Origin of the sequence: Pseudomonas sp., assembly GCF_030684895.1 — a bacterium.
Taxonomy (GTDB): Bacteria; Pseudomonadota; Gammaproteobacteria; order Pseudomonadales; family Pseudomonadaceae; genus Aquipseudomonas.
The window spans coordinates 64,955-79,160 of record NZ_JAUXXP010000001.1; the positions used below are offsets into that span (position 1 = coordinate 64,955).

14 protein-coding genes are annotated in these 14,206 nt (G+C 61.3%); 5 read left to right on the forward strand and 9 right to left on the reverse strand.

Features of this window, described 5'->3' with window-relative positions:
* Positions 1-4 precede the first annotated feature (4 nt).
* The 3 genes from Q8M42_RS00300 (at position 5) to Q8M42_RS00310 (ending at position 2,961) form a co-directional block, all read left to right on the forward strand.
* On the forward strand, positions 5-718 hold the full coding sequence (locus Q8M42_RS00300) for a hypothetical protein (protein ID WP_304865738.1): 714 nt from the start codon (positions 5-7) through the stop codon (positions 716-718).
* A gap of 12 nt (positions 719-730) precedes the next feature.
* Entirely contained in the window at positions 731-1,222 is a 492-nt protein-coding gene (locus Q8M42_RS00305; protein ID WP_304865735.1) for a hypothetical protein, read from the forward strand.
* A 77-nt stretch (positions 1,223-1,299) separates the two neighbouring features.
* Positions 1,300-2,961 carry a VWA domain-containing protein gene (locus Q8M42_RS00310; protein ID WP_304865732.1) on the forward strand — a complete coding sequence of 554 codons (1,662 nt, stop codon included), beginning with the start codon at positions 1,300-1,302 and terminating at the stop codon, positions 2,959-2,961.
* A gap of 9 nt (positions 2,962-2,970) precedes the next feature.
* Here the strand turns inward: Q8M42_RS00310 and Q8M42_RS00315 are convergent, their stop codons facing one another.
* The 9 genes from Q8M42_RS00315 to Q8M42_RS00355 form a co-directional block, all read right to left on the reverse strand.
* On the reverse strand, positions 2,971-4,923 hold the full coding sequence (locus Q8M42_RS00315; protein ID WP_304865728.1) for a DUF4105 domain-containing protein: 1,953 nt from the start codon (positions 4,921-4,923) through the stop codon (positions 2,971-2,973).
* The gene (locus tag Q8M42_RS00320) at positions 4,920-5,240 is read right to left on the reverse strand and encodes a DUF2388 domain-containing protein (RefSeq protein ID WP_304865726.1); all 321 of its coding nucleotides are present in this window, start codon (positions 5,238-5,240) and stop codon (positions 4,920-4,922) included. Before Q8M42_RS00320 ends, Q8M42_RS00315 begins: the two co-directional genes overlap by 4 nt.
* Positions 5,241-5,604: 364 nt before the next feature.
* Positions 5,605-5,922: a DUF2388 domain-containing protein gene (locus Q8M42_RS00325; RefSeq protein ID WP_304865723.1), complete on the reverse strand. Its 318-nt coding sequence runs from the start codon at positions 5,920-5,922 to the stop codon at positions 5,605-5,607.
* Positions 5,923-6,001: 79 nt separating this feature from the next.
* Complete coding sequence (locus Q8M42_RS00330) at positions 6,002-6,208, reverse strand: DUF1127 domain-containing protein (protein ID WP_304865721.1); 207 nt, start codon at positions 6,206-6,208, stop codon at positions 6,002-6,004.
* A gap of 266 nt (positions 6,209-6,474) precedes the next feature.
* Positions 6,475-6,690: a DUF1127 domain-containing protein gene (locus tag Q8M42_RS00335; protein ID WP_090254359.1), complete on the reverse strand. Its 216-nt coding sequence runs from the start codon at positions 6,688-6,690 to the stop codon at positions 6,475-6,477.
* 381 nt (positions 6,691-7,071) lie between these two features.
* On the reverse strand, positions 7,072-8,523 hold the full coding sequence (locus Q8M42_RS00340; protein WP_304865714.1) for an NAD(P)(+) transhydrogenase (Re/Si-specific) subunit beta: 1,452 nt from the start codon (positions 8,521-8,523) through the stop codon (positions 7,072-7,074).
* Between the two features lie 2 nt (positions 8,524-8,525).
* The gene (locus Q8M42_RS00345) at positions 8,526-8,840 is read right to left on the reverse strand and encodes an NAD(P) transhydrogenase subunit alpha (RefSeq protein ID WP_304865712.1); all 315 of its coding nucleotides are present in this window, start codon (positions 8,838-8,840) and stop codon (positions 8,526-8,528) included.
* Between the two features lie 14 nt (positions 8,841-8,854).
* On the reverse strand, positions 8,855-9,976 hold the full coding sequence (locus Q8M42_RS00350) for a Re/Si-specific NAD(P)(+) transhydrogenase subunit alpha (RefSeq protein WP_304865710.1): 1,122 nt from the start codon (positions 9,974-9,976) through the stop codon (positions 8,855-8,857).
* Between the two features lie 554 nt (positions 9,977-10,530).
* Positions 10,531-11,439 carry a LysR family transcriptional regulator gene (locus tag Q8M42_RS00355; RefSeq protein ID WP_304865708.1) on the reverse strand — a complete coding sequence of 303 codons (909 nt, stop codon included), beginning with the start codon at positions 11,437-11,439 and terminating at the stop codon, positions 10,531-10,533.
* 196 nt (positions 11,440-11,635) lie between these two features.
* On the opposite strand from Q8M42_RS00355, the gene Q8M42_RS00360 reads away from it, so the two are divergent.
* Both Q8M42_RS00360 and Q8M42_RS00365 read left to right on the forward strand, forming a co-directional pair.
* Positions 11,636-12,814, forward strand: a complete 1,179-nt coding sequence (locus Q8M42_RS00360) for an acyl-CoA dehydrogenase (protein ID WP_160014009.1) — start codon at positions 11,636-11,638, stop codon at positions 12,812-12,814.
* 166 nt (positions 12,815-12,980) lie between these two features.
* Positions 12,981-14,204: a CaiB/BaiF CoA-transferase family protein gene (locus Q8M42_RS00365; protein WP_304865705.1), complete on the forward strand. Its 1,224-nt coding sequence runs from the start codon at positions 12,981-12,983 to the stop codon at positions 14,202-14,204.
* Positions 14,205-14,206 lie beyond the last annotated feature (2 nt).

A 14,206-nucleotide genomic window follows, 5' to 3' on the forward strand; every position in this document is an offset into this window, starting at 1 on the left:
AGACATGAACGCAGTAACCATGCTGGCTAACCCCATGAAACTGGCGACAGTGAGCCTGCTCCTGATGCTGACGGGGTGCCAGACCACCGGCTCCAGCAGTGCCGCTCCGGCAGACCCACGCCTGGTCAACAGCAATTCGGCTCAGTTTTTTAGCAAGTCGGGCTGGCAAGCCTGTGCCGGTGGCGCACTGGTCGGCGCTCTGGCCTGCCAACTCGGCAACCCCAGTGAAAAAACCCAATGCATGATTGCCGCCGGCTTAGTCGGCTGCGGTGTAGGTATGGGGGCCAACTACTACCTGGATAATCAACGCAGCAAATACGCCAACGCCGAAGATCGCCTCGATGCAACCATTGCCGACGTGCGCAAGGACAATCAAGAGCTGACCGCCCTCAGTGATACGGCTCGCAGCGTAATCGCCGACGATAAGCGCAAAATTCAGCAGATCAAGCAAGACATCGCCAGTAACAAGCTTCAGCGCGCCCAGGCCCAGCAGCAGATTGCTGATATTGATGCCAACACCAACTACCTGAAAAAGACCCTGGCCGATGTGCGCTCCAAGCAACAGGAGTGGGTGAAAGTCGCCGCGGCTGAGCGCAACAGCGGTGCCCGTACCGACACCCTGGATGCTGAAATCAACAAGATGCAGAAGCAGGTTGCCCAGCTGGAGTCGGAAATCGATCAGCTCTATCAGCAACGCTCCTCCATCCAACTGGGCTAAGGAATATTCGCTATGTCACTCGCACGCGCTTTTATCCTTCTGAGCGCAGCCGCCACGCTTGGCGGCTGCGCAGTCACCGCAGAACAGTGTGACCCGCGCAATGCCGACGCAGGGTTTGCCACCAAGTTTGGCTGCAACACCCAGGGGGTTTACTCACAGCGAGTGGATGACAAGGAAAAGGTCCTTCTCGATGAGCAAAAGACCAATCAACTGTTCCGTGAGGTGTATGCGTCGATTGAGCTGGAAAAATCAGCCGTCAAAGGCGACCTGAAAAGCCAGCAGCAGCAATATGCGGCGCTCAACAAATCCCTTACCGCGCTGCTCAATGAGCTGAAAAGCAGAGCCAAGGGGAACCAGCGCATCGAAGCGGAGATCGCAGGTATTGAGAAAGACCTGAACACCATCAATCAGCAGGACAATCCAGCCATGTTGCAAAAGCAGCATGAACTGCAAAAGCTCCGCAACAAGGTGTCCAGCCTTGAAGGCGATCTTGGCCTGCGTTGATCCTCGAGTTACGGCCCGCCTACCGGTTACCCCGGTGGCGGGTTTTTACTGAACCCTCCAGCAGGTAAACCAACGCCATGCAGCGCATCTCTCGCCTGTCCACCGAAACCCGCAGTGCAGCAGATGCACTCACCGGCTATGGCGAGCTGACGCAAATCCTGCGCCGCCATCTACCACCCAGCACCGCCGCGCTGTTTGCCAAACCGAAGCAGGCTGACGGCAACATCGTGGAGTGGTATTCGGACCTCGGCGGCCAGCCGGTGCCCTTCAACCAACTGAGTGAGGGCGAGCAACAGCAGGTACGCCATCTACTCAGCGAGCGACTGACCTCCATCGAGGAACTGGCCAAACAGCTGGACAGCCAGGGCGGTGACGGAGTGCGTCAGGCTGAGTTGCTGCGCCAGGCGGCCAGCCACCCGGATACCGCAACCCTGTATTCACTCAACGGCCAGCCGCTGGTGACCTTCTGGGGCGGTGGCCAACCTCCGCCACCACCACCCTCGCTGGCGGCCGCAGCAGCTGCCGGAACCGCCACGCCACTGATTGAAGCCGGCGAGCCAGCACCGCGCAAACGCCGTTGGTGGTTGTGGCTGCTATTGGCGCTGCTGGTGCTGGCCCTGCTCGCCGCGCTCTGGTGGTGGCTGTTCTGCCGCGACAAGGCAGAGCCAGTGCCTCCGGTAGAACCTCCCGTGGCGCAAGAACCTGTCACGGCGCAAGAACCAGCGGCAGAACCCGAGCCAGAACCCGAGCCGGTGGCCGAGGAACCTGTTGTCGAAGAGCCCATGGAGCCTGAGCCGAAACCTATCCCTGAGCCAGAGCCAGAGCCGGTGCCACCGCCAAAACCGGAGCCCAAACCAGAGCCCAAGCCCGACCCGGCCGAACGGCTGAAAAAGCGCATCGACGGCATCGCCCGCGACTGCAAGGCGCTGCAGGCAATGCAGAAAGACGAACCACTGCTCAAGGACAACGCGGCCCTGCGCAAGCAGGTTGAGGACAACCTGGCGAAAAACTGCAAAGAACAACTGATCACCAACGCCAAGAACCTCTGCCCGGACGAACGCCCGAAAGAGTTGGCCCCTGAAATAGTCATCGTCTTCGATGCATCCGGTTCCATGGATATCAGCATGCTTGCCACCGAGAAGGAGATCGAACAAGCCGCCATGGTGCAGGGTGTGGCCAACATCGCCACGCAACTGCTGCTAGGCAGCAACGCGCCAAACACCATGCAGCGGTTGTTCCGCGAGCCGAAGCGCATCACCACTGCACGGGAAGCCACTACCGCTGTGGTGCAAAGGCTGCCCAGTGACGTGAATGCCGGCCTGGTGCTGGTGGAGGATTGTCCGGGCGCGCGCAGTGTTGGCTTCTTCACCCCGAGCCAGCGCGGCAATCTGATCTCGCGCCTGAACGGCATACGCCCGGTACAGGGCACACCGCTGGCCGATGGTATTGCCAAGGCCGGGCAGATGCTCGACGGGGTCAACCGTGAGTCGATCATGCTGGTGGTTTCAGACGGTGGCGAAAGCTGCCGCCAGGACCCCTGTGCCGTGGCGCAGTCCCTGGCTCGCAGCAAGCCACACTTGAAGATCAACGTAGTGGATATTCTCGGCACCGGAGCGGGCAACTGCCTGGCCGCCGCCACTGGCGGTCAGGTCTTCACGGCACGCAACGCTGCCGAGCTACAGGTAATGACCAATCAGGCGGCCAAAGACGTACTGCCACCGGCCCACTGCACACCTTGACCTAAATCCTCAGGGCAGCTGCAGGCCGCCGCCAGCCTTGTGCAGCGCGCGCAGATGCTTACCCAGCTGCGCCAGGTTGGCCTCAGTGGCCTGTAGCTCGGCCAGACGCGCCGGCTCCAGCAGGGTGCGCACTTCCTGGTCGAGGTCATCACTGAGCTGACGCAGCTGCTGCTGACGCACCTGGCTTTCGCTTTCCAGGCGCTGCCATTCGGCGCGCTGCGGCAGGCCGTAGCCGCCCTCAAGCAATTCGGCCGGGCGACTGAGAAAACCGCTGTTGGCGAGGATCTGCTGCAGCGCGCCTCCGGCCTTGTTCAATGTCGGGTCAACACCGTCACGGCCGCTCAGGTAACGGCGTTTAAGCTCATCCTGAGCCAATAAAAGCTGTCGGCGTAACGCCGCCTGTTCGAGCAGCAGCAGGGCTGCGCTGGTGCGCAGATCGGCGCGGACGAACCAGGGCTGTCGCTGCTCGGCGGGCTGACTCAACCAGTCCTCGACCTGCTTCTGCTTGATCGGCAACTGCGCCTGCAGCACGCTGAACATGGCCTGATAGCGGTCACGGAACGAGTCGAAGCGATAACCCACGCGCAGCGCCTCGGCAGAGTCGCTCAGTACGCTGCGGTCGGCCAGATCGCGGGCCACCAGGGTGTCAAGCAGGCCGTTGGGCATGATGCTGTCGAGCGCATGCAGGCGCGGGTGCTGGCTGCCGCTGCGCAGCAGCTTGAGGGTTTCCACGGCGCAGTTGTTGGAGATAAACCAGTAGTCGCCGTCGTAACTCCAGTGCTGCTCGGCGGCGCGGGTGACCAGTTGTTCAAGCTGCGTGCGATCCAGCTTGAGCGGTACCGAGGCCAGGCTGCGCAGTTCAACCTTGGTGTACTCCTCGATCACCTGAGCCAACGGCAGAACAAATAGCCGCGACGGATAAACACCGGTCAGACCATCCCAACTGGACAGTTGTACATCGCCGACAAAGGCGCGGTAGGAGAGCACCAGATGCTCCTGCAGATCCAGCCGACAGTCCGGCCCCAGCGGCCGGCCAGGCGCACAAATGACCAGGCGCAGCATGCTGTGCCCCCAGCGACTGGCCAGCGCGTCGTTGGCCTCGGCCAGCAGGTAATCCACTTGATAAACGCGCTGCGGGTCGATGCTGCCCAGCGGCTGGCGAGCGAAGTCGCGCCCGGCATTCAGGTAGGCCAAGCCTTCGGCACAGGGCTGCTGATTCGCCGGTGTCCAGGCGAAGTGCGCACTCAGGTAACGCGCCAACGAGGGCCGGCGACAGGCGTAGCTGGGGTCGAGGAGGAAGTACTCCATGTTGACCGCGAGAAACTCGCGCGGGTTGCTCAGCTCGTAGCTGTCCGGGCTGCGCGCGACTTGGTGATTGTTCTGCTCGCGCGCGCCGCGCCGACCAACCTGCTGCGGCCAGCCGGCCAGATCGAGCAGCAGCGGGTCATCACTCAGGGTAAAGCGCCGCGCCGTCTGACCGCGGCAGTCATCCGGCAAGCCAACGGCGCCGAGGCTCTGTTCACGCTGGCGACACTGGCGCTGCAGCTGCCGCTCTGCCTGCGGCCAGAGCCGGGCGCGGTCATATAAATGGGTGATTTCATGCAGCACGGTCGCCAGCAGTTCGCGGCGCACAGTGCCATGGAGGCGTGAGGTCAGGGCGGTGGCACTGCTGCCATCGCTTAACGCCGGCAGCAACTTGGCGTTCAGCTCGATACCGCTGAATCGCCCAGCGCGACCATAAACCTGCGCAGGCAGAGCGCCCCAGCGCACGCTAACGCGGCGGTCGAGTCGCTGCTTGAGCTGTGGCGGCAAGGCGGCCAGCGCGTCATGCAACAGTTGCTGGCTGGCCTGGCGCTCAGCAGGGCTGAGTTCGGCGCCCGCGAGCTGCAGGCGCAACTCGGCCTGGCTGCAGGTGCTGGCCAGTAACGCCAGCCCAAACAGCCAGGTACGCGGCCAACTCACAGCGCCAGGATGGCTTCGGCCAATACCAGGTCGGAAGCACCTTGCGCCTCAGGCACCTGGCTGCGGATGGTGCCGATGGCGGCTTCCAGTTGCGCGCCACGGATCTGCCCTTGGCTGGCGACGAAGCTGGCCGCATCGTCACGCGCCGCGAGTACGACTTTCGAGTCGCGCACCGAGGTGGTGGTATCCGAGGTGAAATCGAAGGTGCGATCCAGCGCGCGTACGATGATATTGCTGGTCGCCACCAGGGTTTGCGCCTGTACAGTGGCACTGAACAGAACAACTGCAACTACGGCACTGAGCAAGATAGGGCGCATATGCATCTCCAATAATCAGCCATCACGTCGTTTGGACTGGCTTAGACGGGCAGTGTGCCACACAGTTCCGCCAGCGCTTCTGGCCAAGCGCTGGCGGCACACATACCCAGCTCCTGTTTAGGAGCTCGCGAGCTAGAGTCATGCAAGGCAAAAGCAGGCGAGAAACGCAGCGTAGCGGAGTAACAGCCAACGGCTGGCCCGCAGGGTGAGCGAAGCGAATCACGCGGAGTGTACGAGTTGTACATAAGCATTACTCGTTTCACTCGCCCCTTCGGGGTCGCGCTGAAGCGCGTTAGCCGCAAGCGGCTTCCGAGCCTGCTTTTAACGCCGCAGGACCGACGCGCAGCAGATCGTAAATAGGTTCTCAGAGGCTAAGGATGGCCGTCGCCAACTGCATATCGTCGCCCTGCAGCGTCGGCACCTGCTGACGAATATGCTGCAGAGCGGCCTCCAGGCGCACCCCACGGATGTTGCCCTGACTGGCGACAAACGCAGCAGCGTCGTCGCGGGCGGCCAACACGATCTTGTCATCAGTAAAGGACGAGGACACATCGGAGCTCGCTTCCGAGGTCGCCCCAACCGCCCCGACCACCGCATCGGTGGTGACCACAAAGCTGGTGGCGCTTGCCGTGCCGGCCAGCGCCAGTAATGCCGCAAGGCTTAAGGTCTTTATCGCATTCATATCCACACTCCTGAAAAGGCCCAACAGACAGGCCGAGTTCAGTGTAGACCCTGACTGTACGGGTTGGTTGCCAGGCGGCTTAGCGCCAGAACGGCTTGGCCAGCTCAGCCTGCCGCTGCGCCTCGGTGATACCTGCATCGGCCAGCTGGCGGCTATCGAGGCGCGCCAGTTGGCTGCGGGTACGCATATTGCGCTGCCAGCCGCACAGCGCTGCATAGGCGCGTAACCAGAGCGGCTGATTTACCTGAATGTTTTGCGAGGGCTGGTGTTTAAGCGTGCGTTCCATGGCGCAATTCCTTGTCAGAGACAGAAGAGGGCAGCCTATGGTGCGCGGGCGGGAGCAGCAGATGCAGAGACAGCGCACAGGAATTGTTATGGCGCAGTTAGCTTTTGAAAAGAACTGTACTGCTTAACAGAGCAGCAGACTGTTACAGCCAAGCCATTGCCTGGGCACTTTTCCCGCCACATAAAAAGAAAGCCCCAGCACGCAGGGCGCTGGAGCTTTCAAAAATCCCATAAAGGGAGGAGCAGAAATCGGTGTCTGGGCAGCAGTTAGCGCCAGAAAGGCTTGCTCAGCTCTGCGTGACGCTGTGCTTCGCTGATACCGGCGTCTGCGAGCAGACGGGAGTCCAGACGAGCAAGCTGGCGGCGGCTAACAACGCGGCGCTGCCATTGCAGAACAGAGGCGAGCATACGCAGCGGCAGAGCGCTGGAGCCGGTGGACTGGCTGTGATCGAAAAACAGGTCGGAACTGAGGGTACGTTCCATGATGGTCATCCTTCCGCTTGTGGCGGGTCAGTGGTGTGTTGCGATGGGAGAATTATTGCCGTTGCCCCCGCTTCGCTGTAGCCACAGCTGGATGAAATTGCAGCATAAATAGATAGTTTGCTTTGTAACTGTTTAGCCTGTTTTGAACTCAACTGTACTGGCTATAAGTGCTTTAGCCTAAAAAATGCACATAAGCAGATAAAACGCCTACACATGTGTATCGATTGCAGTGAATACACACAGGTACAGTTGCAAATTGCACTTATGTGACAGCTGACCTGTTTTTCAGATTTATCCCTGGAAAAAACACTTTCCTGATCAAGCAGACAGAAAAAAGCCCGACTCTTGAGCCGGGCTTTTTCTACAACGCTGCAGCGAGGATTACTCGACCGCTTTAACCATGTCTTCGATGACTTTCTTGGCGTCGCCGAAGACCATCATGGTCTTGTCCATATAGAACAGTTCGTTGTCCAGGCCGGCGTAGCCGCTGGCCATCGAGCGCTTGTTGACGATCACGGTCTTGGCTTTATAAGCCTCAAGGATCGGCATACCGGCGATCGGCGACTTCGGATCGTTCTTCGCGGCCGGGTTGACCACGTCGTTGGCTCCGAGCACCAGCACCACGTCGGCCTGACCGAACTCGGAGTTGATGTCGTCCATCTCGAACACTTGCTCGTAAGGCACTTCGGCCTCGGCCAGCAGTACGTTCATGTGGCCCGGCATACGACCGGCAACCGGGTGGATCGCGTACTTCACGGTCACGCCACGGTGGGTCAGCTTCTCCGCCAGCTCCATCAGCGCGTGCTGAGCGCGGGCTACCGCCAGGCCGTAGCCCGGAACGATGATCACGGTGTCGGCGTTGGTCAGCAGGAAGGCCGCATCGTCACTTGAGCCGGACTTAACCGGGCGAGCTTCCTGAGCACCGGCAGGACCTGCTGCTTCAGTTGCGCCGCCGAAGCCCCCGAGGATCACGTTGAAGAACGAGCGGTTCATCGCCTTGCACATGATGTACGAGAGGATCGCACCGCTCGAACCCACCAGGGAGCCGGCGATGATCAGCATCGAGTTGTTCAGCGAGAAGCCGATACCGGCCGCCGCCCAACCCGAGTAGCTGTTGAGCATCGACACCACCACCGGCATGTCCGCACCGCCAATCGGGATGATGATCAGCACGCCGATCACGAAGGCCAGGGCCAGCAGGATGGCGAAAGCGGTGATGTCGCCAATGAAGGTGTACACCAGCCCCAGACCGAGAATCGCCAGGCCGATGGCCAGGTTGACCCAGTGTTGGCCCTTGAACTGTACCGGTGCGCCCTGGAACAGGCGGAACTTGTACTTACCCGAGAGCTTGCCGAAGGCGATCACCGAACCGGAGAAGGTGATGGCACCAATGGCCGCACCAAGGAACAGCTCCAGGCGGTTACCGGCCGGAATCGCATCGCCCAGCGCTGCAACAATACCCAGGGACTGCGGCTCAACCACGGCGGCAATGGCGATAAACACCGCAGCCAGGCCGATCATGCTGTGCATGAAGGCGACCAGCTCCGGCATCTTGGTCATTTCGACGCGTTTGGCCATGATCGTGCCGACCGTGCCGCCGACTAGCAAGCCGACAAGCACGTAACCGATACCGGCGGTGGCACTGCCTTGTGCTAAAGAGAGAGCACCGAGCTTGTAGATCAGGCCAACGGTGGTCAGCACCGCCAAACCCATGCCAAGCATGCCAAACAGGTTGCCGCGACGCGAGGTAGTCGGATGCGACAGCCCTTTAAGTGCCTGGATAAAGCAGATCGAGGCAACAAGGTAGAGAACAGTGATCAGATTCATGCTCATGGTCAGTTCTTCTCCACAGGCGCTTTAGGCGCTTTCTTCTTGAACATTTCCAGCATGCGCCGGGTGACCAGGAAGCCACCGAACACGTTGACCGCAGCCAGAGCCACGGCCAGGGTGCCCATGGTTTTACCCAACGGGGTCACGGTCAGGGCAGCAGCCAGCATGGCGCCGACGATCACGATCGCGGAAATTGCGTTGGTCACCGCCATCAGCGGGGTGTGCAGGGCCGGCGTCACGTTCCATACCACGTGGTAGCCCACGTAGATGGCCAGTGCAAAGATGATCAGGTTGTAGATGCCGTCGGAAATCATATCCATGTGCGGTACTCCCCTTAGCCGTTGGTGCGCACGACGTTGCCGTCGCGGCACATCAGGCACGCGGCGACGATGTCGTCTTCAAGGTTGAGGTGGAACTTGCCTTCGCCGTCGATGACCAGCTTGAGGAAGTCCAGCAGATTGCGTGCGTACAACGCCGAAGCATCCGCCGGCACCAGGGCCGCCAGGTTGCTGTGGCCGACGATGGTCACACCATGCTGCACCACCACCTGCTCGGCGACGGTCAGCGGGCAGTTGCCGCCTTGCGCTGCAGCCAGGTCGATGATTACCGAGCCAGGCTTCATTTCCGCCACGGTGGCGGCATGCAGCAAGGTCGGCGCTTTACGGCCCGGGATCAGCGCGGTGGTGATGACGATGTCAGCCAGCTTGGCCTTCTCGTGCACCGCCTTGGCCTGACGCTCCATCCACGACGCCGGCATCGGCCGGGCATAGCCGCCGACGCCTTGGGCGCATTCGCGCTCTTCATCGGTCTCGAACGGCACGTCGACGAACTTGGCGCCGAGCGACTCGATCTGCTCCTTCACCGCCGGGCGCACGTCCGAAGCCTCGATCACCGCACCCAGACGCTTGGCCGTGGCGATGGCCTGCAGACCGGCCACACCAGCGCCGAGAATCAGGATACGCGCGGCCTTAACGGTACCGGCAGCGGTCATCAGCATCGGCATAAAGCGCGGGTAGTGGTGCGCGGCCAGCAGCACGGCTTTGTAGCCGGCGATGTTGGCCTGTGAGCTGAGCACGTCCAGGCTCTGTGCGCGGGAAGTGCGCGGGGCAGCTTCCAGGGCGAAGGCGGTCACGCCGCGAGCATTGATGCGCGCGATGGTCTCGTTGCTGAACGGGTTGAGCATGCCCACCAGCACCGCGCCGGCTTTCATATGCGCCAGCTCAGCGTCGGTCGGAGCGACCACTTTCAGCACCAGATCGGCAGCAAAGGCAGCGGCGTCGCTACCAATAGCCGCGCCAACCGCTTCATAGGCGCTGTCCGGAATGCTCGCGCTCACGCCAGCACCGGTCTGAACAGTCACCTGATGGCCTTGGCCGATCAGCTTCTTGATGGTTTCGGGAGTTGCGGCAACGCGCGTCTCACCAGCATGGGTTTCGAGAGGAACACCGATGTGCACTTCAATTCTCCTGCGTGATCTTTTTGGTGAACCGGCGCACTGCGGATGGCACGCGGGCATTAGGGAGGATCAGCACAAACCCGCTCAGGCTAAAGTTGCACAATGGCGGGGCGCGGCATTTTGCAGGCGATAGCCATAGCCTTCAAGGCGTTATGAAGTAAAACCTTGTGATAACTACAAGTCACTGCATGACCTTACAGACAGCTAATTCATGGCAGCCCTTTTGGGGCAAGGCCTGTAGCGCATTCACCGGGGCAAAACAGCGCTTATCCATTCCCGAGACAAATACAGCGCCATCAGATCAACGGCGGCGCCCACTATTACGGGATAAAGCGCTGTTTCATTGGGCTGCAGCAGCGTTTGTGTGCAAAAAATGCAACACCCAGTACCGGCCAAGCGCAGAGATAGTGTAGCCATTCAGATAGCTGACTACGGGGTCAACATAACTCCGGCGCGCACTCTAGGCGGCCTGTCTCGTGAGGTAAAGTAATTTCCGACAAATTGCCGCCGAAGGTTTGACGGCCTTTTGCGCCAACAACCTGACAAGCTGTTGTCTATTTCAAGCCATTCGCCAGGGCATAGGCATGCGCCTCGCGCACCAACCAGTCGCGCAGCAGCAGCAATGCCGCCGACTCCAACTTGCGCTCAGGAATCATCAGGTAATACGCCTTGTCGGTCGGCAGGCTGAGCGGCGCGGCAATCACCAGGCGACCTTCATCCAGCTCACGGCGAATCAGAAACGGCGGAATCAGCGCCACGCCCATCTCGTGCATGGCCGCCTGGGCCAGCATGGAGAACAGCTCATAACGCGGCCCGGCCATGTCCCGCGCGGTATTCAGCCCCTGGGCGTTGAACCACTGGCGCCAGGCGTAGGGCCGCGTGGTCTGCTGCAAGAGCGGCAGGCTGGCGATCTGTTCGGCGGTAAGCTGCGCCTGCCCGGCCAGTAGCGCCGGGCTGCACACCGGCATCGGGTTCTCACCCATGAGTAAATGCGCCTGGGTACCGGACCAGTCGCCATCGCCGAAGTACACCGCCGCGTCGAACTCGGTATCGGCAAACAAAAAGGGTCGGGTGCGGTTGGTCAGGTTGACCGTGATCTGCGGATGCAGGCGCTGAAAGTCCTTCAAACGTGGCAGCAACCATTGCGTGCCGAAGGTCGGCACCACCGCCAGCTCGATGCTCATCGCGCCCTGCTGGCCCATCACCGCCAGGGTGTCGCGCTCCACCGCATCCAGCTGCCCGGCCACTCGCCGCGCGTAGGATTGCCCGGCCTCCGTCAGCACCACGCCACGGCGTGAACGGCGGAACAGCTCGATATTAAGGAAGGTCTCCAGCGCGGCTATCTGCCGGCACACCGCGCCCTGAGTCAGGCTCAGCTCCTGCGCCGCCTTGGTAAAACTCTGGTGCCGAGCAGCGGACTCGAAGGCGATCAGGGCGGCGGTGCTGGGGATCTTGCGGCGCATCTGTGCGTCACTCTCACTTAGAGCTATTAAATAGACTGATTAAAGCTATCTCGAAGTGAGCAATTCGCACAACTACGTGCGCAATACTCGTTTGCCTGCCTGCCACAAGCGGCCTAGGATCAATCCACTCACCGGCGAGCGCAGCGCGGCTGCGCAGATACCCGCCCTATCACTGACTGATTTCGAGGTTTTCGCGATGGCCAAGGCAAGCTTCAACTGGATCGACCCGCTGCTGCTCGACCAGCAACTGACCGAAGAAGAACGCATGGTGCGTGACAGCGCCCAGCAGTTCGCCGCCGACAAGCTGGCCCCGCGCGTACTGGAAGCCTTCCGCCATGAGCAGACCGATCCGAAAATCTTCCGCGAGATGGGCGACACCGGCCTGCTCGGCGCCACCATTCCCGCCGAATACGGCGGCAGCGGCCTGAACTACGTGTGCTACGGCCTGATCGCCCGCGAAGTCGAGCGCATCGACTCCGGCTACCGCTCGATGATGAGCGTGCAGTCATCCTTGGTGATGGTGCCGATCTTCGAATTCGGCAACGAAGCGACCAAGCAGAAGTACCTGCCCAAGCTGGCCAGCGGCGAATACATCGGCTGCTTCGGCCTGACCGAACCGGATCACGGCTCCGACCCAGGCTCAATGATCACCCGCGCGAAGAAGGTCGACGGCGGCTACCGCCTGACCGGCGCGAAGATGTGGATCACCAACAGCCCGATCGCCGATGTGTTTGTGGTCTGGGCCAAGGATGACGCGGGTGAAATTCGCGGCTTTGTGCTGGAAAAAGGCTGGCAAGGCCTGAGCACCCCGGCGATTCACGGCAAGGTTGGCCTGCGTGCGTCGATCACCGGTGAAATCGTCATGGACAACGTGTTCTGCCCGGAAGAAAACGCCTTCCCCGACGTGCGCGGTCTGAAAGGCCCGTTCACCTGCCTCAACTCCGCCCGTTACGGCATCAGCTGGGGCGCGCTGGGTGCGGCCGAGTTCTGCTGGCACACCGCGCGGCAGTACACCCTCGACCGCAAACAGTTCGGCCGCCCGCTGGCGCAGACCCAACTGATCCAGAAGAAACTCGCCGACATGCAGACCGAGATCACCATGGCCCTGCAAGGTTGCCTGCGCCTCGGCCGGATGAAGGACGAAGGCACCGCCGCGGTGGAAATCACCTCGATGATGAAGCGCAACAGCTGCGGCAAGTCCCTGGATATCGCCCGTATGGCCCGGGACATGCTCGGCGGCAACGGCATCAGCGACGAGTACGGCGTGGCCCGCCACCTGGTCAACCTGGAAGTGGTGAACACCTATGAAGGCACCCACGACGTCCACGCGCTGATCCTTGGCAGGGCGCAGACCGGCCTGCAGGCGTTCTTCTAGAATCGGTTGAATATCTGCTGCGCTTGGTAATGCTGCGTTGAAAACAGGTTCGGAATGCTCATTGACTGCAGTCAACTCCGCTTCCTCACCTGTTTTCGCCTTGCCTGACCTGCGCTCGCGACGATCTTAAACCGATTCATACCCTTTCATTTTTACGAGGCTCACCATGCCCGGCGCCCTATCCCATATCCGCGTACTCGACCTGTCCCGCGTATTGGCTGGGCCTTGGGCCGGGCAGATTCTCGGTGACCTCGGTGCAGAGGTGATCAAGGTCGAGCGCCCCGGCTCAGGCGATGACACCCGCCACTGGGGCCCGCCCTATGTGAAAGATGCAGACGGCAACGACTCGCGCGAAGCGGCCTACTTCCAGAGCGCCAACCGTAACAAACAGTCGGTGACCCTGGATTTCACCCAGCCGGAAGGCCAGCGCCTGGTGCGCGAGCTGGTGCAGAACTGCGACGTGCTGCTGGAGAACTTCAAGGTCGGCGGCCTGGCGGCTTACGGTCTCGATTACGCCACGCTAAAAGCCATCAACCCACGGCTGATCTACTGCTCCATCACTGGCTTCGGGCAAAACGGGCCCTACGCCAAGCGCGCCGGCTATGACTTTATGATCCAGGGCCTCGGCGGGCTGATGAGCCTGACCGGCAAGCCCGACGGCGAGGAGGGCGCCGGCCCCATAAAGGTCGGCGTCGCTCTTACCGATATTCTCACCGGCCTGTACGCCACGGTCGGTGTGTTGGCGGCGCTCAACCAGCGTGAACAGTCCGGCATCGGTCAGCATATCGACGTGGCACTGCTCGACGTGCAGGTTGCCTGCCTGGCCAACCAGGCAATGAACTACCTCAACACCGGCATCTCGCCCAAACGCCTGGGCAACGCCCACCCGAATATCGTGCCCTATCAGGATTTCCCCTCGGCCGATGGCAACTTCATCATTGCCGTGGGCAACGACGGGCAATTCCGCAAACTTTGCGAGGTCGCCGGCCTTACGGCTTTGGCCGACGACCCGCGTTTTTCTTCGAACAAGGCTCGCGTCGCCCATCGCGCCGAGCTGATTCCGCTGCTGCGTCAGGCCACGGTATTCAAAACCACTACCGAATGGGTGACGCTGCTGGAAGCTGCCGGCGTACCCTGCGGGCCGATCAACGACCTGGCCCAGGTGTTTGCCGACCCGCAAGTACAAGCCCGCGGCCTGCGCCTCGACCTGCCCAACAGCCTGGGCAGCACGACACCACAGGTCGCCAGCCCACTGCGCCTGTCCGAAACCCCAGTGCAATACCGCAACGCTCCACCGCTGCTGGGCGAACACACCGAGCAGGTACTCACCCGCCACCTGGGTCTAAACGCAGAGCAGATTGCCGCCTTGCGTGAAGCTGGGGTGCTGTAGAA

What these genes read in the sequence shown, in the direction of transcription:
- Q8M42_RS00340 (WP_304865714.1), bottom strand. Translation starts at nt 8,523, where the DNA reads ATGAGCATGAATCTGATCACTGTTCTCTACCTTGTTGCCTCGATCTGC.
- Q8M42_RS00325 (WP_304865723.1), bottom strand. Translation starts at nt 5,922, where the DNA reads ATGAATGCGATAAAGACCTTAAGCCTTGCGGCATTACTGGCGCTGGCC.
- Q8M42_RS00355 (WP_304865708.1), bottom strand. Translation starts at nt 11,439, where the DNA reads ATGCGCCGCAAGATCCCCAGCACCGCCGCCCTGATCGCCTTCGAGTCC.
- Q8M42_RS00305 (WP_304865735.1), top strand. Translation starts at nt 731, where the DNA reads ATGTCACTCGCACGCGCTTTTATCCTTCTGAGCGCAGCCGCCACGCTT.
- Q8M42_RS00345 (WP_304865712.1), bottom strand. Translation starts at nt 8,840, where the DNA reads ATGGATATGATTTCCGACGGCATCTACAACCTGATCATCTTTGCACTG.
- Q8M42_RS00360 (WP_160014009.1), top strand. Translation starts at nt 11,636, where the DNA reads ATGGCCAAGGCAAGCTTCAACTGGATCGACCCGCTGCTGCTCGACCAG.
- Q8M42_RS00335 (WP_090254359.1), bottom strand. Translation starts at nt 6,690, where the DNA reads ATGGAACGTACCCTCAGTTCCGACCTGTTTTTCGATCACAGCCAGTCC.
- Q8M42_RS00330 (WP_304865721.1), bottom strand. Translation starts at nt 6,208, where the DNA reads ATGGAACGCACGCTTAAACACCAGCCCTCGCAAAACATTCAGGTAAAT.
- Q8M42_RS00320 (WP_304865726.1), bottom strand. Translation starts at nt 5,240, where the DNA reads ATGCGCCCTATCTTGCTCAGTGCCGTAGTTGCAGTTGTTCTGTTCAGT.
- Q8M42_RS00310 (WP_304865732.1), top strand. Translation starts at nt 1,300, where the DNA reads ATGCAGCGCATCTCTCGCCTGTCCACCGAAACCCGCAGTGCAGCAGAT.
- Q8M42_RS00365 (WP_304865705.1), top strand. Translation starts at nt 12,981, where the DNA reads ATGCCCGGCGCCCTATCCCATATCCGCGTACTCGACCTGTCCCGCGTA.
- Q8M42_RS00300 (WP_304865738.1), top strand. Translation starts at nt 5, where the DNA reads ATGAACGCAGTAACCATGCTGGCTAACCCCATGAAACTGGCGACAGTG.